Source organism: Paraburkholderia sp. JHI2823 (assembly GCF_038900695.1).
In the GTDB taxonomy this organism is placed as follows: domain Bacteria; phylum Pseudomonadota; class Gammaproteobacteria; order Burkholderiales; family Burkholderiaceae; genus Paraburkholderia; species Paraburkholderia mimosarum.
The window spans coordinates 63,743-82,449 of the sequence record NZ_JAYMRY010000019.1 but is presented as its reverse complement, the minus strand read 5'-3'; the positions used below and the strand labels follow the sequence as shown (position 1 = coordinate 82,449).

Below are 18,707 nucleotides of genomic sequence, written 5' to 3'. Positions count from 1 at the left end.
TGAACCTCGCTATGAACCTCCATCGCGGCGTGCCCTGCGAGCTTTCTTCACACGCGATGATAGGGGTGATTCTGCGTGATGGTCCACGCCCGGTAAAGCTGCTCGGCAAGCAGTACGCGCACCATCGCATGCGGCAGCGTGAGGGAGGACAGGCGCAGGAGCGTATCGGCGCGCGACTTCAGTTCGGGGTCGAGGCCGTCCGCGCCGCCGATCAGGAACGCCACGTCGCGGCCGTCCTGCTGCCAGAGCGGCAGCGCCTTGGCGAGCTGCATCGTGGTCCAGTCCTTGCCGCGTTCGTCGAGCGCGACGATGCGCGCGTTCTTCGGCAGCGCGGCTTCGATGCGCGTGCGCTCGGCGGCCATGACGCTCTCGGCGGGGCGCCCCGACGAGCGCTGCTCGGGCTTCACCTCGCGCAGTTCGATGCGCAACTCGGGCGGCATGCGCTTCGTGTATTCCTCGAAGCCTTCGGCGATCCAGTCCGGCATTTTGTGGCCGACGGCGACGATATGCAGTTTCATCGTGCTAATGCGTGAGACTTGAGAGCGGACGCTAGGGCGCTAGTCGACGCGCTCACTTCGCGGTCTTGCGCGCGGCCGTCTTGCGGGCCGGCCTCTTCGCGACCGGCGCGTGTTCCACGACTTCGTCGTCTTCGTCGTCCATCGGCTCGCTCGGGCGCGCGCCCACGAAGCCCGTGTTGTTGGCGAGCTTCACGCGCACCGGCTTGTCGCCCCAGATTTCCTCGAGGTTGTAGTACTGGCGCAGCGCGGGCTGCAGGATGTGGACGACCGCGTCGCCGCAATCCACGAGCACCCATTCGCCGATGTCCTCGCCTTCCGTGCTGACGATGTCGCCGCCCGCTTCCTTGACCTTTTCGCGCACGCTGTTGGCAAGCGCCTTGGTCTGGCGGTTCGAGGTGCCGCTGGCAACGACCACGCGGTCGAACAGCTCGGTCAGATGGCTCGTGTTGAAGACACGAATGTCCTGTGCCTTGACGTCTTCGAGACCGTCGACGATGGCGCGTTGAAGTTTGCGGATGTCCATGTTTACCCGTGATGCAGATAGAGATGATGTTGAAGGATATAGTCCCACACGGCCGCGGGGACCTTGTCGGCGGCCGTGCCCCGACGTTGCCCGCTCGCCACGCAGGCCGGCAGGTCGCGCCGGATTGCGGTCGCCGAAACGTCGAGCGCGAGCGTAGCGTCGACCAGCAGGTGGCCGTGCGGCGTTGCCGCCAGCACGGCGGCGCTCGCGCGGCGCGCAGCGGCTTCCTGCGCGACCGCTTGCGGCAGCGCCGCGAAGTCGAAGCCCGGGCGGCTCGCCACGGCCACGTGGGCGAGCGCGAACAGCTCGCGCCATTCGTGCCAGGAATCGAGGTGCAGCAGTTGATCCGCGCCCATTAGCAGCGTCAGCGCGGCACTCGCGTTGCTGTCGTTCCTCGCGCGCCAGCGGCCCAGGGTTTCCACGGTGTAGGTCGGGCCGTCATGCTCGATTTCGTCGGCGTCGACGGTTACCGTCACGCCCGGCAGCGCGAGCGAAGCGGCGGCGGCGCGCGTCATGGCGAGCCGATGCCGCGCCGCGGTGACGCCTGGCTTCTGCCACGGCTGGCCGGCGGGCAGCAGGATCAGTTCGTTGAGGTCCAGCACGCGCGCAAAATGGCGCGCGAGCGCGAGATGGCCCTCGTGGATCGGATCGAAGGTGCCGCCGAGCAGCCCGACGCGCCGTGCAAGCGCGTTCGGTGGGGCGGTGAAAGCTTGCGTCACGGCGTCAGACCCAGTCGCGCACCGGCAGGAAGTCGGTATAAAGGCGCGCTTCGGGGGTGCCCGGTTGCGGCTGCCAGTCGTAGCGCCACGTGGCGCCCGGCGGCATCGACATGAGGATCGACTCGGTGCGGCCGCCGCTTTGCAGGCCGAAATGCGTGCCGCGGTCCCAGACCAGGTTGAACTCGACGTAGCGGCCGCGCCGGTACGCCTGGAATTCGCGCTCGGCTTCGCCGTATGGCGTCGCCCGGCGCTTTTCGATGATCGGCAGATAGGCCTTCAGGAAGCCGTCGCCCACGCTCTTGAGCATGGCGAACGCCGCGTCGAAGCCGCCTTCGGCGTAATCGTCGAAGAAGATACCGCCCACGCCGCGCGCCTCGTTGCGGTGCTTCAGGAAGAAATATTCGTCGCACCAGCGCTTGAAGCGCGGGTAGCGGTCCGCGCCATAGGGCGCGAGCGCGTCGCGGCACACGCGGTGGAAATGCTGCGCGTCTTCCTCGAAGCCGTAGTAAGGCGTGAGGTCCATCCCGCCGCCGAACCAGAACACCGGCGCCATGCCCGCCTTCGTCGCGAGCAGCATGCGCACGTTCATGTGCACGGTCGGGCAGTACGGATTGCGCGGATGCAGGACGAGCGAGACGCCCATCGCCTCGAAGCCGCGGCCGTTGAGTTCGGGGCGCGCCGCGGTCGCGGAGGGCGGCAGCGCGTCGCCGGACACGTCGGAAAAGCCGATGCCCCCGCGCTCGAAGAACTGGCCGCCTTCGATGATGCGCGTGCAGCCGCCGCCGCGCAGCTTCTCGCCGGGCGCGCGCTGCCAGTTGTCCGTCGCGAACGGCGTGCCGTCGAAAGCGCCGAGGGTGTCGGCGATCTGCGTCTGCAGGCTGGTCAGCCAGGCGCGGACGGCGGCGCTGTCCGGGGAGCCGCTGTTTGGGATGTCGGTCATCGATGCAATGGGGACGGCGGCGCACCGGCGCCGGATCTGGGTTAGGGGACAGGCCGCCCGGGGGCGGCCCGACAGCGGCAGTGTAGCGCCGATTGGCGCGTTGCCTGGCACTGTCGGCGCGAGGGCGTGCCGTCAGTGCGACGTCGCTGCTGCGCGGGTCCGTTCGCGATGGGTTGCCTTGCTTTCGGGTGCGAGCGGCCAGACGAAGCAGCTCGCGAGTGCGGCCGCGGCGCGCAGCCGGATGGCCGTCCGCGTCGTTTGGGGCCGCATCAACCGCATCGACGGATGGCGGCCCCAGGAACGCGTTACCGCGCTTACTGCTTACGCCCTGCGGCGCGATACCCGATGTCGTTGCGATACTGCATGCCGTCGAACGAGATGCGGTTCACGGTCTCATAAGCCACGTGCTGCGCGCTGCGCACCGAATCGGCGAGACCGACCACGCACAGCACGCGGCCGCCCGAGGTCACGAGCTTGCCGTCCACCATCTGCGTGCCCGCATGGAACGTGACCGAATCGGCGGTCTCGGCCGGGATGTCGCTGATGCGGTCGCCCTTGCGCGGCGTGTCCGGGTAGTTGTGCGCGGCGAGCACGACGCCCAGCGCGGTGCGGCGGTCCCATTCGAGCTCGACCTGATTCAGCGTGCCGGCGATCGCCTGCTCCACGACCTTCGAGAAGTCGCCCTTCAGGCGCGCCATGATCGGCTGCGTTTCCGGGTCGCCCATGCGGCAGTTGAATTCGAGCGTCTTCGGGTTGCCTTGCGCGTCGATCATGAGGCCGGCGTAAAGGAAGCCCGTGTAGCGGATGCCTTCCTTTTCCATGCCCGCCACGGTCGGCAGGATGATTTCGCGCATCACGCGCGCGTGCAGCTGCGGCGTGACGATGGGCGCGGGCGAGTAAGCGCCCATGCCGCCCGTGTTCGGGCCCTGGTCGCCGTCCTGCAGGCGCTTGTGGTCCTGGCTCGAAGCGAGCGCCAGCACGTGCTTGCCATCCACCATGACGATGAAGCTCGCTTCCTCGCCCGCGAGGAATTCCTCGATCACCACGCGCGCGCCGGCGTCGCCCAGCTTGTTGTCGGCGAGCATCATGTCGATGGCCTGGTGCGCTTCTTCCGGCGACATCGCCACGACCACGCCCTTGCCGGCGGCGAGGCCATCGGCCTTGATGACGATGGGCGCGCCGTTCTTCTCGACGTAGGCGTGCGCGGCCGCGGCGTCGGAGAAGGTCTCGTAGGCCGCGGTCGGGATGTTGTGGCGCTTCATGAACGCCTTGGCGAAGTCCTTCGAGCTTTCGAGCTGCGCGGCTTCCTTCGTCGGGCCGAATACCTTCAGGCCGCGCTGGCGGAACACGTTGACGATGCCGGCCGCGAGCGGCGCTTCGGGGCCGACCACGGTGAAGGCGACTAGTTCGCGCTCGGCGAAATCGGCAAGCTCGTGGATGTCCGTGATGTCGACGTTGGCGAGCCGCTCGTCCTGCGCGGTGCCGCCGTTACCGGGTGCGACGTAGACGAGCTGCACGCGCGGCGCCTGCGCGAGCTTCCACGCCAGCGCATGTTCGCGGCCGCCAGAACCGACGACGAGTAACTTCATGTGAATCCCCGAAAGACCAGAACCAGAAACAGTTGCGGCCGGCGCACAGTGCGCCGGCCGTGAAAAATCGCATGCGGGAAGCGGGGCCTCCCGGGCCGATGCCTTATTCCTCGGCGATCGACGCGTTGGTGTACACCTCCTGGACGTCGTCCAGGTTCTCGAGCGCGTCGAGCAGCTTTTGCATCTTCACGGCGTCGTCGCCCGTGAACTCGACCTCGGTTTGCGGCTTCATGGTGACTTCGGCCATTTCCGCCTTGAAGCCCGCGGCTTCGAGCGCGGCTTTCACCTTCGGGAAGTCGAACGGCGGGCAGACCACTTCGATGGAGCCGTCGTCGTTCGTCACGACGTCGTCGGCGCCGGCTTCGAGCGCGGCGTTCATGAGCGCGTCTTCGGGCGTGCCCGGCGCGAACACGAACTGGCCGACGTGGTCGAACATGAACGCCACCGAGCCGTCCGTGCCCATGTTGCCGCCGAACTTCGAGAACGCGTGGCGCACTTCCGCGACGGTGCGGGTGCGGTTGTCGGTCATCGTGTCGACGATGACGGCCGCGCCGCCGATACCGTAGCCTTCGTAGCGGATTTCCTCGTAGTTCGCGCCGTCCACGCCGCCCACGCCGCGCTGGATCGCGCGGTTGACGTTGTCCTTGGGCATGTTGGCGTCGTAGGCCTTGTCGACGGCCAGACGCAGGCGCGGGTTCGTGTCGGCATCGCCGCCGCCCATGCGCGCCGCGACCTGGATTTCCTTGATGAGCCGCGTCCAGACCTTGCCGCGCTTCGCGTCAGCAGCAGCCTTCTTGTGCTTGATGTTGGCCCATTTCGAATGACCCGCCATACCTTTCTCCGTCGCACGCGCCGCGCGCGTGCAGTGTGCAATGTGCTGTTGTCGTTGCGTGTTCCCGGGCGTGGCCTCGTGCCTGCGCCGTCGTGTGAACGACGTGCCGCGCTCGAGCCGGTGCGGCCCTGAGCATCCCGTCCGACCTTGCGGTGCCGCTCGATGGCGCTTGCGCCCCCATGGCGCCTGCCCGCGGCGTCGCGGGCCAGTGCTTGCGACGATCGCGCGGCGCTCGTGCTGCCTGCGCGGTCTCGCTCGACACCGGCGCCCGCCTGGATTCGCCGGCTGCCTTCCCTGGTCGCCCTTGTCGCCGATTACGACCGGGACGGCGCCCGTTCAGGTGGATTTCAATTTTATCACGCCCGAACCGTCCGGCTTCGCCTGCCTGCGTGATGAGGCGGCGCGCCGCCTTCGCCCGGGGCGGGATCGAGGCTGGGGAAGGACGACCGGCGCGGGCATACCGGCGCTGGCGTACCGGCGTGGGAATACCGGGGTGGGCATGCCGGCGTGGGCATGCCGGCGTGGGCATACCGGGGTGGGCATACCGGCGTGGGCATACCGGCGTGGGCATACCGGCGTGGGCACACCGGCGTGGGCACACCGGCATGGGCATGCCCGCGCGGACGCGCCGACCTAGTTCTTCGTGCCGAACAGACGGTCGCCGGCGTCGCCGAGGCCCGGGATGATGTACGCGTGCTCGTTGAGGTGCGAGTCGAGCGAAGCCACATAGAGTTTCACATCGGGATGCGCCTTCTGGAACACCTCCACGCCTTCGGGCGCCGCCACGAGCGCGAGGAAGAGGATGCGCTCGCCGGGCACGCCGCGGCGCTTGAGCACGTCGATGGCGTGCGCCGCCGAGTAACCCGTGGCGACCATCGGATCGCACAGGATGAAGGTGCGGTCTTCGAGGTCGGGCAGGCGCACGAGATATTCGACCGGCCGATGGTCGTCGGCGCGATATACGCCGATGTGGCCCACGCGCGCCGACGGGATCAGCTCGAGCAGCCCGTCGGACATGCCCACGCCCGCGCGCAGCACGGGCACGATGGCGAGCTTCTTGCCCGCGATCACGGGTGCGTCGACCTCGACGAGCGGCGTTTGCACGCGCCGCGTCGTCATGGGCAGCGCGCGCGTGATTTCATAGCCCATCAGCAGCGTGATCTCGCGCAGCAGCTCGCGGAACGTGCGCGTGGACGTGTCCTTGTCGCGCATGTGGGTGAGCTTGTGCTGGATCAGCGGGTGATCGAGGATGAAGAGATTCGGGAAACGGCTGTCCTGTTTCATGGCGGGGCGTAAGGCTGCAAGGGAATCGGAGAATCGGTCGTGCCGCTGCCGCGCGAGTCCGGAGCGTCGTGCCCGGGTTGCGCGGTTGCGGCGGGCGCGACCCGCCGCGCGCGGCAAGCGCTCGTGGCTTGCGAGGGCGCCGGGCCGCGCTACAGGCGCAAGTATACGGGAACTGGGCGGGAGCAAAGACCGAACTGAGCGGGGGCGTTATGCGGGGTAAGCGGACCTGTAAGCGGGCAAGCGGGCAAGCGGGCAAGCGGGCAAGCGGGCAAGCGGGCAAGCGGGCAAGCGGGCAAGCGGGCAAGCGGGCAAGCGGGCAAGCGGGCAAGCGGCCAGGCGGGCAAGCGGGCAAGCGGCAAAGCGCACATGCTGCCGCACGCGCATGGCGTGCGGCAGGGCCGTTTCGCGCACAGTCCACCGGCACCCGAAGCGTCCGGCCGCCGCCGGGCTTCCACGCGCCGCGTCCGATTCTTCTAGAATCGCAAAAAGATTGGAGGGCGGCGCGGCATGGGCTGAGCGGCAGGCTCACGCGCGCCCGCTTGTCATATGACGGTCATCGACGTAAAAAGGACACGAATACGATGGACATGGGCATCGCAGGACGCTCCGCGCTGGTGTGCGCGGCCAGCAAGGGACTCGGGCGCGGTTGCGCCGAGGCGCTCGCCGCCGAAGGCGTCAATGTGACGATCGTCGCGCGCACTGCGCAGACGCTCGAAGAGACCGCGGCGCATATCCGCAAGAGCACGGGCGTGGACGTGACGGCGGTGGCTTGCGACATCACCACCGAGGCAGGCCGCGCCGCGGCGCTCGCCGCCTGCCCGTCGCCGGACATCCTCGTGAACAATGCGGGCGGCCCGCCGCCGGGCGACTTCCGCAAGTACACGCACGAAGCATGGATCGCGGCACTCGAGGCGAACATGCTCACGCCGATCGCGCTGATCCAGGCCACCATCGACGCGATGATCGCGCGAGGCTTCGGGCGCATCGTCAACATCACGAGCTCCTCGGTGAAGGCGCCCATCGACGTGCTCGGCCTCTCCAATGGCGCGCGTTCGGGCCTCACGGGCTTCGTCGCGGGCGTGGCGCGCCAGGTCGCGGCCACGGGTGTCACGATCAACAGCCTGCTGCCGGGCGCGTTCGATACCGACCGGATCCACTCCACCATCGTCGCGCAGGCGAAGGCGAGCAATATTTCGGAAGACGAAGCGCGTGCGCGTCGGATCAAGACGATTCCGGCCGGGCGCTTCGGCACGCCTGAGGAATTCGGCCGCGCCTGCGCATTTCTGTGCAGCGTTCATGCGGGCTATATCACCGGGCAGAACTGGCTGATAGACGGCGGGGCGTATCCGGGCACTTACTGAACGACATCGAACAACACCGTGCGGTGCCCTTCGCGCCGCATCCGGACCACCACGCACGCAACCCTCACATCAAGGAGCTGGACGCCATGCCAACCCAAGTCGCACTGATCGCGCACGACCACAAGAAGGAAGACATCGTCAAGCTGGCGGTCGAATACGTCGATACGCTGCGTCACTGCGAGATCATCGCCACCGGCACGACCGGCTCGCGCATCGAGGCCGCGACCGGCCTGAACGTGGAGCGCATGCTCTCGGGGCCGCACGGCGGCGACCTGCAGATCGGCGCGCGCCTGGCCGAAGGCAACGTCGATATCGTGATCTTCCTGCGCGACCCGATGACCCCGCAGCCTCACGAACCCGACATCAACGCGCTCGTGCGCGCCTGCGACGTGCACGACGTGCCGTGCGCCACGAACATCTCGACGGCGCGCATGCTTCTCGACGTGCTCACGCTGCGCCAGAAGAATGCAGTCTGAGGCGCGCGCCATGTAGCCAGCGATGTAGCCAGATATCCTGCCAGATACGCAGCGAGGACGACACCAAGGAGACGTGATGACCAAGGCAATCCGTTACGAAAAAACCGGTGGCCCCGAAGTGATGAAGTGGGTGGACGTCGACGTGGGCGAGCCGGGCGAGGGCGAGGTGCGCTTGCGCCAGAGCGCGTGCGGCCTGAATTACATCGACGTGTACTTTCGCACGGGGCTCTATCCGCAGCCGCTGCCAGCGGGGCTCGGCATGGAGGCGGCCGGCGAGGTGACGGCGGTGGGCCGGGGCGTGAGCGCACTGAAAGTGGGCGACCGCGTGGCTTATGTCGCGCGTCCGCCGGGCGCCTATGCGCAGGAGCGCGTGCTGCGCGCCGACCAGGTGATCAAGCTGCCCGATGCGATCAGCGACGAAGCGGCGGCCTCGATCATGCTGCAAGGTCTCACCGCCCAGTACCTCCTGCGCCGCACGTATCGCGTGAAGGCCGGCGACACCATCCTCATCCAGGCAGCGGCGGGCGGCGTGGGCCTCCTGGTGTGCCAGTGGGCGAAGGCGCTGGGCGCGACCGTGATCGGCACCGTGGGCTCGGACGAGAAGGCCGCGATTGCAAAGGCGCACGGCTGCGATCATCCCATCGTCTATACGCGCGAGGATTTCACGGCGCGCGTGCGCGAGATCACGAACGGCGCGGGCGTGCCCGTGGTGTACGACTCGATCGGCAAGGACACCTACACGAAATCGCTGGACTGTCTCGCGCCGCTGGGCATGTTCGTGAGCTTCGGCAACGCGTCGGGGCCGCTGCCGCGGATCGATTCGTCGGAGTTCGCCGGGCGCGGGTCGCTGTTCTTCACGCGCCCGACACTCTTCACCTATATCGCAAAGCGTGCCGACTACGAGGCGATGGCGGCCGAACTGTTCGAAGTGGTTGCCTCGGGCAAGGTGAAAACGTCGATCAACCAGCGCTATGCGCTCGAGGACGTCGGTGAGGCGCATGCCGCGCTCGAAGCGCGCAAGACCACGGGCTCGACGGTGCTGGTGCCCTGAGATGAATGGACGCGGTGCCGGGCCGCATAGGCAATGAGACCGGCGCCGGCGTATCGATTCGACTTTTACGTTACGCCGCCACGGCGAACTCAAAGGCGCGCAACACCACCGTTGCGCGCCTTTTCCTTTTGCGCTGCCGGTAGGCCTCGTGCAGGCACGGCCCGCGCGTCGTTTACACGTTTTTTATACACAGCCCAGAACCTTTGATCCGGATTTAATGCGGCAACAGGTACCTTGCAGCCATCCGTCATCCGTGAATGGAGAACACGAAATGGATGTGCTGTATATCGGGGGGCTGGCGGTTTTCGCCGCGCTCACTTACGCGTTGATCGCGGGCTGCGAGAAGCTCATGCAGTACCGCCGCGATCAGGGCGCGAAGGGAGTGCGCTCATGACCTGGATCTTCTGGCTATCGGGGGCGGCAATGCTGCTGCTGTTCGTCTATCTCGTCCATGCGCTCCTGCGCGCGGAGGATATCGAATGAACACCAGCAATCTGTTGCAGACGGGGCTCTTCATCGTCGTCCTGCTTGCGCTTGCCGTGCCTCTCGCGGGCTACATCACGCGCGTGCTCGATGGTCGCTCGCGCGTCGTGCGCCTGTTCGCGCCGCTCGAAAACCTGCTTTATCGCGTGGCGGGCGTCGATCCGCAAGCCGAGATGAGCTGGAAGCGCTATGCGCTCGCCACCCTCTCGTTCAACGTGCTCGGCGTGGGCTTTCTCTACGTGCTGCTGCGCATCCAGGGCTGGCTGCCAGCCAACCTCGGCAACCCGCAGCAGTTCGGCGCGATGACCGTCGACGGCGCGTTCAACACGGCCGTGAGCTTCGTCACCAACACCAACTGGCAGGACTACACGCCCGAGCAGACCGTGAGCTATCTCACGCAGATGCTCGGCTTCACCGTGCAGAACTTCCTCTCGGCGGCAACCGGCATCGTGGTGGTGATCGCGCTGATCCGCGGCTTTGCGCGGCACTCGGCGCAGACCATCGGCAACTTCTGGGTCGACCTCACGCGCACGACGCTCTACATCCTCGTGCCGATGGCGGCGCTCATCGCCGCGCTGCTGATGAGCCAGGGGATGATCCAGAACTTCAAGGCCTATCAGGACGTGCCCGTTCTGCAGACCACGACCTACGCCGCGCCGAAGCTCGACGCCCAGGGCAACCCCGTGAAGGACGCGAAGGGCAATCCCGTGACGGTGGACACCAAGGTCACGTCGCAAACGCTCGCCATGGGCCCCGTTGCCTCGCAGGTCGCGATCAAGATGCTGGGCACGAACGGCGGCGGCTTCTTCAATGCGAACTCCGCACATCCGTACGAGAACCCCACGCCGTTCTCGAACTTCGTCGAAATGGTGTCGATCCTGCTCATTCCGGCGGCCCTGTGTCTCGTATTCGGCAACATGGTGGCGGATCGCAGGCAGGGCATCGCCGTGCTGGCGGTCATGACGATCGCGTTCGCCGTGGCCGTGGGCTTCGAGCTTTCCGCCGAGCAGGCCGGCAATCCGATGTTCACGTCGCTCAATGTCGATCAGCATGCCAGTGCGCTGCAGGCGGGCGGCAACATGGAAGGCAAGGAAACGCGCTTCGGCATGGCGCAAACGGGCATTTTCGTCGTCGCCACCACGGCGGCATCGTGCGGGGCCGTGAATGCGGCGCACGACTCGCTCACGCCGCTCGGCGGGCTCGTGCCGCTGCTCTTCATCCAGCTCGGCGAGGTCATCTTCGGCGGCGTAGGCTCTGGGCTCTACGGCATGCTCGTGTTCGCGCTGCTCGCGGTCTTCGTGGCGGGTCTCATGATCGGCCGCACGCCGGAATACGTCGGCAAGAAGATCGAGTCGTTCGAGATGAAGATGGTCTCGATCGTCGTGCTGCTCACGCCGCTGCTCGTGCTGCTCGGCACCTCGATCGCGGTGCTTGCCGACGCGGGCAAGGCCGGTATCGCCAATCCGGGCGCGCACGGCTTCTCCGAGATCCTGTATGCGTTCAGCTCGGCCGCCAACAACAACGGCAGCGCATTCGCCGGCCTCACCGTGAACACGCCGTTCTATAACTCGCTGCTCGCCATTGCCATGTGGTTCGGCCGCTTCGGCACGATCATCCCGGTGCTGGCCATCGCGGGGTCGCTTGCGGGCAAGAAGCGCATTGCGGTGACGGGCGGCACGCTGCCCACGCATGGCCCGCTCTTCGTCGTGCTGCTGCTCGGCACGGTGCTGCTGGTCGGCGCGCTCACCTACGTGCCCGCGCTCGCGCTCGGTCCTGGCGTCGAGCATCTGATCATGATGGGCGTGCATTGAACGGGGCCCTTCGCAACATGAGCGAAACGAAAATGAATCAGCATAGTGCAACCCGGTCCATGTTCGATCCGGCGCTGCTGCGCCCGGCCGTCGTGGACTCGTTCAGAAAACTCAGCCCGCGCACGCAGTTGCGCAACCCCGTGATGTTCTGCGTGTACGTGGGCAGCGTGCTCACGACGATCCTCTGGATCGCAGCGCTCGTGGGCCAGGCCGAAGCGCCCGCGGGTTTCATCCTCGCGGTCGCGCTCTGGCTGTGGTTCACGGTGCTGTTCGCGAACTTCGCGGAAGCACTCGCCGAAGGGCGCTCGAAGGCGCAGGCCGCATCGCTTCGCCAGGCCAAGAAAGACGTGATGGCCAAGAAGCTCAACGAGCCGCATCCGAAAGCGCCGATCCGCATCATGACGGCGTCCGACCTGCGCCGCGGCGACGTGGTGCTGGTCGAGACCGGCGACACGATTCCGGCCGACGGCGAAGTGATCGAAGGCGTGGCATCGGTGGACGAATCGGCGATTACGGGCGAATCGGCGCCCGTGATCCGCGAGTCGGGCGGCGACTTTTCGTCGGTGACGGGCGGCACGCGCGTGCTCTCCGACTGGATCGTCGTGCGCGTGACGGCGAACCCCGGCGAAGCGTTCCTCGACCGCATGATCGCGATGGTCGAAGGCGCGAAGCGCCAGAAAACGCCTAACGAAATCGCGCTCACGATCCTGCTGGTCGCGCTAAGCATCGTGCTGCTGCTTGCCACTGCAACGCTGCTGCCGTTCTCGATGTTCTCGGTCGAAGCCGCTCATTTGTCACATTCGGTCGGCCACGTGGTCACGATCACGGCGCTCGTGGCGCTGCTCGTCTGCCTGATTCCGACGACCATCGGCGGTCTGCTCTCGGCGATCGGCGTGGCCGGCATGAGCCGCATGATGCAGGCCAACGTGATCGCGACGTCGGGCCGCGCGGTGGAAGCCGCCGGCGACGTGGACGTGTTGCTCCTCGACAAGACCGGCACGATCACGCTCGGCAACCGTCAGGCGTCGATGTTCGTGCCCGCCCCGGGCGTGACCGAAGAGGTGCTCGCGGACGCCGCGCAGCTCTCGTCGCTCGCCGACGAAACACCGGAAGGCCGCAGCATCGTCGTGCTCGCGAAGCAGCGTTTCAACATCCGCCAGCGCGACATGGGTCCGCTGCACGCGGATTTCATCGCCTTCAGCGCGCAAACGCGGATGAGCGGCGTGGATCTGCCGGGGCGCGAAATCCGCAAGGGCGCCGCCGACGCCGTGAAGCAGTACGTTCAAGCGCGCGGCGGCCGTTTCCCGGCCGAAGTCGAACACGCCGTGGACGACGTGGCGCGCCGGGGCAGCACGCCGCTCGTGGTGGCGGAGATGCACGACGGCACGGCGCGCGTGCTCGGCGTGATCGAGCTGAAGGACGTGGTGAAGGGCGGCATCAAGGAGCGCTTCGCCGAGCTGCGCAAGATGGGCATCAAGACCGTGATGGTGACGGGCGACAACCGCCTGACCGCGGCCGCGATCGCCGCCGAAGCCGGCGTGGACGACTTCCTCGCGCAGGCCACGCCTGAAACCAAGCTCGCAACGATCCGCGAGCACCAGGCGCAGGGCAAGCTCGTGGCGATGACGGGCGACGGCACCAACGACGCCCCGGCGCTCGCGCAGGCCGACGTGGCCGTGGCGATGAACACGGGCACCCAGGCCGCGAAGGAAGCGGGCAACATGGTCGACCTCGACTCGAACCCGACCAAGCTCATCGAGATCGTCGAAATCGGCAAGCAGATGCTCATGACGCGCGGCTCGCTCACGACGTTCTCGATCGCCAATGACGTAGCGAAGTACTTCGCGATCATCCCCGCGGCGTTTGCCACGACCTACCCGCAACTGCGCGTGCTCGACGTCATGCATTTGAGCTCGCCGTCGTCGGCGATCCTCTCGGCGGTGATCTTCAACGCGCTGATCATCGTGATGCTGATTCCGCTCGCGCTCAAGGGTGTGAAGTACCGGCCGCTCGGCGCCGCGACGCTGTTGCGCCGCAATCTGCTGATCTACGGCCTCGGCGGCATCTTGCTGCCATTCCCGTGCATCAAGCTGATCGACATGGTGCTCGCCGCGTTCGGCTGGGTCTGATCCACGTCCGCCGACACACACGGATAGATACATAGGAAACCAAAATGAAATCGCAGTTTCGTCCTCTGATCGTGATCTTCGCCGTGCTGACGGTCATCACCGGCCTCGTGTATCCGGCCGTGATGACCGCCTTCGGCCAGGCCGCGTTCCACCGCCGGGCCAACGGCAGTCTGGTCGAAGTCGACGGCAAGGTGGTGGGCAGCGCGCTCATCGGCCAGCAGTTCGACGCGCCCCAGTACTTCTGGGGCCGTCTCTCGGCCACCACGCCGATGCCCTACAACCCGACGGGTTCCGGCGCCTCGAACCTCGGGCCGACCAATCCGGCGCTCGCCGACGAAGTCAAAGGCCGCATCGCCGCCCTCAAGGCGGCGGGTACGGATGTCTCGCAGCCCATTCCTGTCGACCTCGTGACGTCCTCGGGCAGCGGCCTCGACCCCGAGATCACGCCCGCCGCCGCCGCCTACCAGGTGGCGCGCGTCGCACAGGCGCGCCACCTGAGCGCGAATGATGTGCAGGCGCTCGTGGATCGGCATACGAAGGGCCGCCAGTTCGGCGTGCTCGGCGAGCCGCGCGTGAACGTGCTCGAACTGAACCTCGCGCTCGACGGCAAAGAGGCGAGCTGAGCGACGCTCGAGCGGCATCAGCGCTTCATCCGCATGCACGGCGCACGACGCGCGGTGCATGCGGTTTGCCATTTCGGTGCCGCGGTGAGACGATCTTTCGTGGTCCGTGACATCACGTGCTGTGCATTCCCAACCTCGCATCCCGACCTTCGCATGAACCGCCCCGATCCCGACGAACTGCTCGACCGCCTCCAGCGCGACGAAGAAAAGCGCCGCCGCGGCAAGCTCAAGGTTTTTTTCGGCGCCTCGGCGGGCGTCGGCAAGACCTATGCGATGCTGCAGGCCGCGCGCCGCCGCGCCGAGGAAGGCGTGGACGTCGTGGTGGGCATCGTCGAGACGCATGGGCGCAGCGAGACCGCCGCGCTGACCAGCGGCCTCGAAGTGATGCCGCGCCAGCGCATCGCGTATCGCGGGCGTGTGCTAGAAGAGTTCGACCTCGACGCGGCGCTCGCGCGCAAGCCGCAACTGGTGCTCGTCGACGAGCTGGCCCATTCGAACGTGGCCGGCGCGCGCCACATGAAGCGCTGGCAGGACGTCTACGAACTGCTCGATGGGGGCATTGACGTCTACACGACCGTCAACGTCCAGCACCTCGAGAGCCTCAACGACGTGGTGGGGCAGATTACGGGCATCCGCGTATGGGAGACCGTGCCCGACCGCGTGTTCGACGGCGCCGACGAAGTGACGCTCGTCGACCTGCCCGCCGAAGAGTTGCTCGACCGCATGCGCGACGGCAAGGTCTACATGCCGGCGCAAGCCGAGCGCGCGGTGCGCAACTTCTTCCGCAAGGGCAACCTGATCGCGTTGCGCGAACTGGCGCTGCGCCGCACGGCCGATCGCGTGGACGCGCAGATGCGCGAGTATCGCGCCGACCGCTCGATCCAGCACGTGTGGCAGGCGCGCGAGCGCCTGCTCGTCTGCGTCGGGCCGGGGCCCGAGGCGAACGCGCTGGTGCGCGCCGCCGCGCGGCTGGCGGCGAGCCTGAAGGCGGACTGGATCGCCGTGTATGTGGAGACGCCGAGGCTCCAGCGCCTGCCCGATGCGGTCCGCGAGCGCACGCTCGGCGCGCTCAAGCTCGCTTCCGAACTGGGCGCCGAAACGGCGACGCTCGCGGGTGCAGACGCGGCGACCACGCTGGTCGGTTACGCGCGGCTGCGCAATGTGTCGAAGCTCGTGGCGGGCGGATCGCTGCGCACCGGCATTTCACGCTGGCTCAAGCGCTCGTTCGGCGAGCGTCTCGCGGAGAAGGCCGGCGACGTCGATCTCACGCTGGTGCGGGCAAAAGCGGGTGAGACGGTACGCGCGAGCGGCGAGCAAGGCGCGGCAAGCGCGGCCGCGCGCGCCGCCAATGCCTGGCGCGAAGCGCTCGCGGTGGGCGGCGCCGAGCGCTCGCCGCCGCGCGCCTATGCGGCCGCGCTCGCGATCTGCGCCGGCGTGACGCTCATCGCGAGCATGTTGATCGACCGCATCGACCTCGCGAACCTCGTGATGCTGTATCTGCTCGGCGTGATCTTCGCGGCGACGAAGCTCGGGCGCGGGCCGGGCGTGATGCTCTCGTTCGCGAGCGTCGCGGCGTATGACTTTTTCTTCGTGCCGCCGCGCATGTCGTTCTCGGTCTCCGACACGCAATATCTGCTGACCTTCGTCGGCATGCTGCTGACCTCGCTCGTCATCAGCCACCTCACGTCGAGCCTGCGCCGCGAGGCGAGCGTCGCGCAGCGGCGCGAGCAGCGCACGGGCGCGATGTATGCGATGGCGCGCGAGCTGGCCGCGGCGCTCACCACCGAGCAGATCGTGGCGATCGGCAGCCGGCACGTGAGCGAGGTGTTCGGCGCGCGCGTGGCACTGCTCTTGCCCGATAGCGTCGACAAGGTGCAGCAGAAGATCGAGGAGCCCGATCCGAAGATCATGCTCGATGCCGAAAACCTCGACCTCGACGTGGGGCAGTGGGTGTACGACCAGCAAAAGCCCGCCGGCCACGGCACCGACACGCTGCCGGCGGCCGCCGCGCGCTATTTGCCGCTCAGGGCGCCGATGCGCACGCGCGGCGTGCTCGCCGTCGTGCCCCGCGACGCTCGCGAGCTGCACGTGCCCGAGCAGCAGCGCATGCTCGACGCGTTCGCGGCGCAGATCGCGCTCGCGCTCGAGCGCGTGCACTACGTGGACATCGCGCGCGACGCGCTCGTCAACATGGAATCGGAGCGGCTGCGCAACTCGCTGCTTTCCGCCATCTCGCATGACTTGCGCACGCCGCTCACGGCGATCGTCGGCTTCTCGTCGATGCTCGCGCAAACGCATGAGCCGGCCGACATGCCGCGCGACTCGCGCTCGAGCGAACTGATCGAGGCGATCCACGACGAGGCACTGCGCATGACGGGGATCGTCACGAACCTGCTCGATATGGCGCGGCTGCAGGCGGGCAGCCTGAGGCTCAACCGCCAGTGGACGGTGCTCGAAGAAACCGTGGGGGCGGCGCTCGCCGCCTGCCGCCGGGTGCTCGCGCACCACCCGGTGCAAGTGAAGCTCGAACCAGGCTTGCCGCTGCTGCAACTCGATGCCGTGCTGATGGAGCGGCTCTTCTCGAACCTGCTCGAAAACGCGGCCAAGTACACGCCCGCCGACACGCCGCTCACCATCGCCGCGCGCCGTGTGGAGGAGGGCGGCCAGCCGTTCGTGCGCGTCTCGGTCGAGGACAACGGGCCGGGTCTTCCACCGGGCATGGGCGAGCGCGTGTTCGAAAAATTCACGCGCGGCGAGAAGGAGTCGGCGAAGCCTGGCATCGGGCTCGGGCTCGCGATCTGCCGGGCGATTGTGGAGGCCCATGGGGGTACAATCGGCGCGGCCAATCGCGTCGCCGCCGACGGCCGCGTGGAAGGCGCGACGTTCTGGTTCGCGCTGCCCGTGGAGACGCCGCCGCCGCTTCCCGCGGATGTGGCTGAGTCGCCGGCGCCGCTCGATACGCTCGAAGCGTTGAACGAGCCGGAATCCGAGCCCGCCCCGAGGACGCCCGCGGCGCAGACAACCGACGATCCCAAATCCGCCCATGAGTGACCCGAGCATCGCCGTTGTCCTGATCGAAGACGAAAAGCAGATTCGCCGTTTCGTGCGCACGTCGCTAGAAGACGAGGGGATCGTCGTGCACGACGCCGAGACCGGCAAGCAGGGCCTCGTCGAGGCGGCCACGCGCAAGCCCGATCTCGTGATCGTCGATCTGGGGCTGCCCGACACCGATGGGCTCGACGTGATCCGCGAACTGCGCGGCTGGAGCGACCTGCCCGTGATCGTGCTCTCGGCGCGCACCCAGGAAAGCGAGAAGGTGGCCGCGCTCGACGCCGGCGCCGACGACTACCTCACGAAGCCATTCGGTGTTTCGGAACTGCTCGCGCGCATTCGCGCCCAGTTGCGCCGTCGCAACCGCGGCGGCGCGAACGAAGCGCCGCAAGTGAGCTTCGGCGGCGTGAGCGTCGACCTCGGATTGCGCCGGGTCACGCGCGACGGCGCGCCGGTGCACCTCACGCCCATCGAGTACCGCCTGCTCGCCACGCTCGTGCGCGACGCCGGACGCGTGCTCACGCACCGGCAGCTTCTGCGCGAGGTCTGGGGGCCGTCGCATGTGGAGAGCAGCCATTACCTGCGGATCTACATGGCGCATCTGCGGCAGAAACTGGAGCGCGACCCCGCGCAGCCCGAGCACATCATCACCGAGACAGGCGTGGGATATCGGCTGGTCGGTGTGCAGTAGTCCTTCACCTCGCCGGTGCTATGATTACAGTTTCGTAAGGACGGCCTTGCGCGTATCGATTTCATCGGGGACGGCCCCATTTTTTGAATGGAGCGTTCCCCATGTCCTGGTTTCTTCTCCTTATTGCTGGCCTGCTCGAAGTGGCGTGGGCCGCCGGTCTCAAATCCTGCGAAGGTTTCACGCGATTCTGGCCCTCGGTGTTCACCGTCGTTACGGCGCTGAGCAGCTTCGTGCTGCTTGCCATGGCGATGCGGCAGCTGCCGCTCGGCACCGCCTATGCGGTGTGGACGGGCATCGGCGCGGTCGGTGCGTTCGTGCTCGGCATCGTCATGCTGGGCGAGACGGTGAGCGCCATGCGCGTGGCGAGCGCCGCGCTGATCGTGGTCGGTCTCGTTGGCATGAAGCTTTCTTCGGCCGTCTGAGTCGACTACAGCCGCAAATTCGCTGTGCATACCTTGACGAGGAGCTTGTGCCGCGGCTGCGCAACACCCGCTGCGGCACCGCAGCGAGGGTGGCTATAATGGAACGGTCATAACCCGATAACACTCCGCGCCGCATGAGCGGCGAGCATGCGCGTGTCGCTCATGCTCTCCCGCTTCAGACGCGGAGCGCCGGCGCCCCGGCCG

The 18,707-nt window shown here is 67.4% G+C and carries 18 protein-coding genes; 11 read left to right on the top strand and 7 right to left on the bottom strand.

Annotation, left to right across the window (positions count from 1 at the left end):
* Window positions 1-47: 47 nt before the first annotated feature.
* The 7 genes from rlmH to upp all read right to left on the bottom strand — a co-directional run bounded on the left by rlmH (window position 48) and on the right by upp (window position 6,405).
* A complete protein-coding gene (gene rlmH / locus VSR34_RS20900; RefSeq protein ID WP_028210448.1) occupies window positions 48-518 on the bottom strand; it encodes a 23S rRNA (pseudouridine(1915)-N(3))-methyltransferase RlmH in 471 nt (156 codons plus the stop codon).
* A 52-nt stretch (window positions 519-570) separates the two neighbouring features.
* Window positions 571-1,041 carry a ribosome silencing factor gene (gene rsfS / locus VSR34_RS20895; RefSeq protein WP_342963364.1) on the bottom strand — a complete coding sequence of 157 codons (471 nt, stop codon included), beginning with the start codon at window positions 1,039-1,041 and terminating at the stop codon, window positions 571-573.
* A 2-nt stretch (window positions 1,042-1,043) separates the two neighbouring features.
* Window positions 1,044-1,760 carry a nicotinate-nucleotide adenylyltransferase gene (locus tag VSR34_RS20890; protein ID WP_342963363.1) on the bottom strand — a complete coding sequence of 239 codons (717 nt, stop codon included), beginning with the start codon at window positions 1,758-1,760 and terminating at the stop codon, window positions 1,044-1,046.
* 4 nt (window positions 1,761-1,764) lie between these two features.
* Window positions 1,765-2,700: an oxygen-dependent coproporphyrinogen oxidase gene (hemF, locus tag VSR34_RS20885; protein ID WP_342963362.1), complete on the bottom strand. Its 936-nt coding sequence runs from the start codon at window positions 2,698-2,700 to the stop codon at window positions 1,765-1,767.
* A gap of 314 nt (window positions 2,701-3,014) precedes the next feature.
* Window positions 3,015-4,289 (bottom strand): phosphoribosylamine--glycine ligase, encoded by a 1,275-nt coding sequence (gene purD / locus VSR34_RS20880; RefSeq protein ID WP_028232275.1) that lies wholly within the window; start codon window positions 4,287-4,289, stop codon window positions 3,015-3,017.
* 103 nt (window positions 4,290-4,392) lie between these two features.
* The gene (locus VSR34_RS20875; protein WP_028210443.1) at window positions 4,393-5,121 is read right to left on the bottom strand and encodes a YebC/PmpR family DNA-binding transcriptional regulator; all 729 of its coding nucleotides are present in this window, start codon (window positions 5,119-5,121) and stop codon (window positions 4,393-4,395) included.
* 633 nt (window positions 5,122-5,754) lie between these two features.
* Window positions 5,755-6,405, bottom strand: coding sequence for a uracil phosphoribosyltransferase (upp, locus tag VSR34_RS20870; protein ID WP_028210442.1), 651 nt, complete (start codon window positions 6,403-6,405; stop codon window positions 5,755-5,757).
* A 581-nt stretch (window positions 6,406-6,986) separates the two neighbouring features.
* Between upp and VSR34_RS20865 the strand changes: the two genes are divergently transcribed.
* The 11 genes from VSR34_RS20865 to sugE all read left to right on the top strand — a co-directional run bounded on the left by VSR34_RS20865 (window position 6,987) and on the right by sugE (window position 18,503).
* Window positions 6,987-7,766 (top strand): SDR family oxidoreductase, encoded by a 780-nt coding sequence (locus VSR34_RS20865; protein ID WP_028210441.1) that lies wholly within the window; start codon window positions 6,987-6,989, stop codon window positions 7,764-7,766.
* An 86-nt stretch (window positions 7,767-7,852) separates the two neighbouring features.
* The gene (locus tag VSR34_RS20860) at window positions 7,853-8,242 is read left to right on the top strand and encodes a methylglyoxal synthase (RefSeq protein ID WP_028210440.1); all 390 of its coding nucleotides are present in this window, start codon (window positions 7,853-7,855) and stop codon (window positions 8,240-8,242) included.
* Window positions 8,243-8,318: 76 nt separating this feature from the next.
* Window positions 8,319-9,293 carry a quinone oxidoreductase gene (locus VSR34_RS20855; RefSeq protein ID WP_342963361.1) on the top strand — a complete coding sequence of 325 codons (975 nt, stop codon included), beginning with the start codon at window positions 8,319-8,321 and terminating at the stop codon, window positions 9,291-9,293.
* A gap of 271 nt (window positions 9,294-9,564) precedes the next feature.
* A complete protein-coding gene (locus VSR34_RS20850; protein ID WP_028210438.1) occupies window positions 9,565-9,687 on the top strand; it encodes a hypothetical protein in 123 nt (40 codons plus the stop codon).
* A complete protein-coding gene (locus VSR34_RS20845; RefSeq protein ID WP_342963360.1) occupies window positions 9,684-9,776 on the top strand; it encodes a potassium-transporting ATPase subunit F in 93 nt (30 codons plus the stop codon). Before VSR34_RS20850 ends, VSR34_RS20845 begins: the two co-directional genes overlap by 4 nt.
* Complete coding sequence (kdpA, locus tag VSR34_RS20840; protein ID WP_028232277.1) at window positions 9,773-11,587, top strand: potassium-transporting ATPase subunit KdpA; 1,815 nt, start codon at window positions 9,773-9,775, stop codon at window positions 11,585-11,587. Before VSR34_RS20845 ends, kdpA begins: the two co-directional genes overlap by 4 nt.
* A 32-nt stretch (window positions 11,588-11,619) precedes the next feature.
* On the top strand, window positions 11,620-13,716 hold the full coding sequence (gene kdpB / locus VSR34_RS20835) for a potassium-transporting ATPase subunit KdpB (RefSeq protein ID WP_028210436.1): 2,097 nt from the start codon (window positions 11,620-11,622) through the stop codon (window positions 13,714-13,716).
* 44 nt (window positions 13,717-13,760) lie between these two features.
* A complete protein-coding gene (kdpC, locus tag VSR34_RS20830; protein WP_342963359.1) occupies window positions 13,761-14,339 on the top strand; it encodes a potassium-transporting ATPase subunit KdpC in 579 nt (192 codons plus the stop codon).
* A gap of 153 nt (window positions 14,340-14,492) precedes the next feature.
* Window positions 14,493-17,390 carry a sensor histidine kinase KdpD gene (locus VSR34_RS20825; protein WP_342963358.1) on the top strand — a complete coding sequence of 966 codons (2,898 nt, stop codon included), beginning with the start codon at window positions 14,493-14,495 and terminating at the stop codon, window positions 17,388-17,390.
* Window positions 17,383-18,081 carry a two-component system response regulator KdpE gene (gene kdpE, locus VSR34_RS20820; protein WP_342963357.1) on the top strand — a complete coding sequence of 233 codons (699 nt, stop codon included), beginning with the start codon at window positions 17,383-17,385 and terminating at the stop codon, window positions 18,079-18,081. Before VSR34_RS20825 ends, kdpE begins: the two co-directional genes overlap by 8 nt.
* A 101-nt stretch (window positions 18,082-18,182) precedes the next feature.
* Window positions 18,183-18,503 carry a quaternary ammonium compound efflux SMR transporter SugE gene (gene sugE, locus VSR34_RS20815; protein ID WP_342963356.1) on the top strand — a complete coding sequence of 107 codons (321 nt, stop codon included), beginning with the start codon at window positions 18,183-18,185 and terminating at the stop codon, window positions 18,501-18,503.
* Window positions 18,504-18,707: the final 204 nt, after the last annotated feature.

What these genes read in the sequence shown, in the direction of transcription:
- rlmH (WP_028210448.1), bottom strand. Translation starts at nt 518, where the DNA reads ATGAAACTGCATATCGTCGCCGTCGGCCACAAAATGCCGGACTGGATC.
- rsfS (WP_342963364.1), bottom strand. Translation starts at nt 1,041, where the DNA reads ATGGACATCCGCAAACTTCAACGCGCCATCGTCGACGGTCTCGAAGAC.
- hemF (WP_342963362.1), bottom strand. Translation starts at nt 2,700, where the DNA reads ATGACCGACATCCCAAACAGCGGCTCCCCGGACAGCGCCGCCGTCCGC.
- purD (WP_028232275.1), bottom strand. Translation starts at nt 4,289, where the DNA reads ATGAAGTTACTCGTCGTCGGTTCTGGCGGCCGCGAACATGCGCTGGCG.
- VSR34_RS20875 (WP_028210443.1), bottom strand. Translation starts at nt 5,121, where the DNA reads ATGGCGGGTCATTCGAAATGGGCCAACATCAAGCACAAGAAGGCTGCT.
- upp (WP_028210442.1), bottom strand. Translation starts at nt 6,405, where the DNA reads ATGAAACAGGACAGCCGTTTCCCGAATCTCTTCATCCTCGATCACCCG.
- VSR34_RS20865 (WP_028210441.1), top strand. Translation starts at nt 6,987, where the DNA reads ATGGACATGGGCATCGCAGGACGCTCCGCGCTGGTGTGCGCGGCCAGC.
- VSR34_RS20860 (WP_028210440.1), top strand. Translation starts at nt 7,853, where the DNA reads ATGCCAACCCAAGTCGCACTGATCGCGCACGACCACAAGAAGGAAGAC.
- VSR34_RS20855 (WP_342963361.1), top strand. Translation starts at nt 8,319, where the DNA reads ATGACCAAGGCAATCCGTTACGAAAAAACCGGTGGCCCCGAAGTGATG.
- VSR34_RS20850 (WP_028210438.1), top strand. Translation starts at nt 9,565, where the DNA reads ATGGATGTGCTGTATATCGGGGGGCTGGCGGTTTTCGCCGCGCTCACT.
- VSR34_RS20845 (WP_342963360.1), top strand. Translation starts at nt 9,684, where the DNA reads ATGACCTGGATCTTCTGGCTATCGGGGGCGGCAATGCTGCTGCTGTTC.
- kdpA (WP_028232277.1), top strand. Translation starts at nt 9,773, where the DNA reads ATGAACACCAGCAATCTGTTGCAGACGGGGCTCTTCATCGTCGTCCTG.
- kdpB (WP_028210436.1), top strand. Translation starts at nt 11,620, where the DNA reads ATGAATCAGCATAGTGCAACCCGGTCCATGTTCGATCCGGCGCTGCTG.
- kdpC (WP_342963359.1), top strand. Translation starts at nt 13,761, where the DNA reads ATGAAATCGCAGTTTCGTCCTCTGATCGTGATCTTCGCCGTGCTGACG.
- VSR34_RS20825 (WP_342963358.1), top strand. Translation starts at nt 14,493, where the DNA reads ATGAACCGCCCCGATCCCGACGAACTGCTCGACCGCCTCCAGCGCGAC.
- kdpE (WP_342963357.1), top strand. Translation starts at nt 17,383, where the DNA reads ATGAGTGACCCGAGCATCGCCGTTGTCCTGATCGAAGACGAAAAGCAG.
- sugE (WP_342963356.1), top strand. Translation starts at nt 18,183, where the DNA reads ATGTCCTGGTTTCTTCTCCTTATTGCTGGCCTGCTCGAAGTGGCGTGG.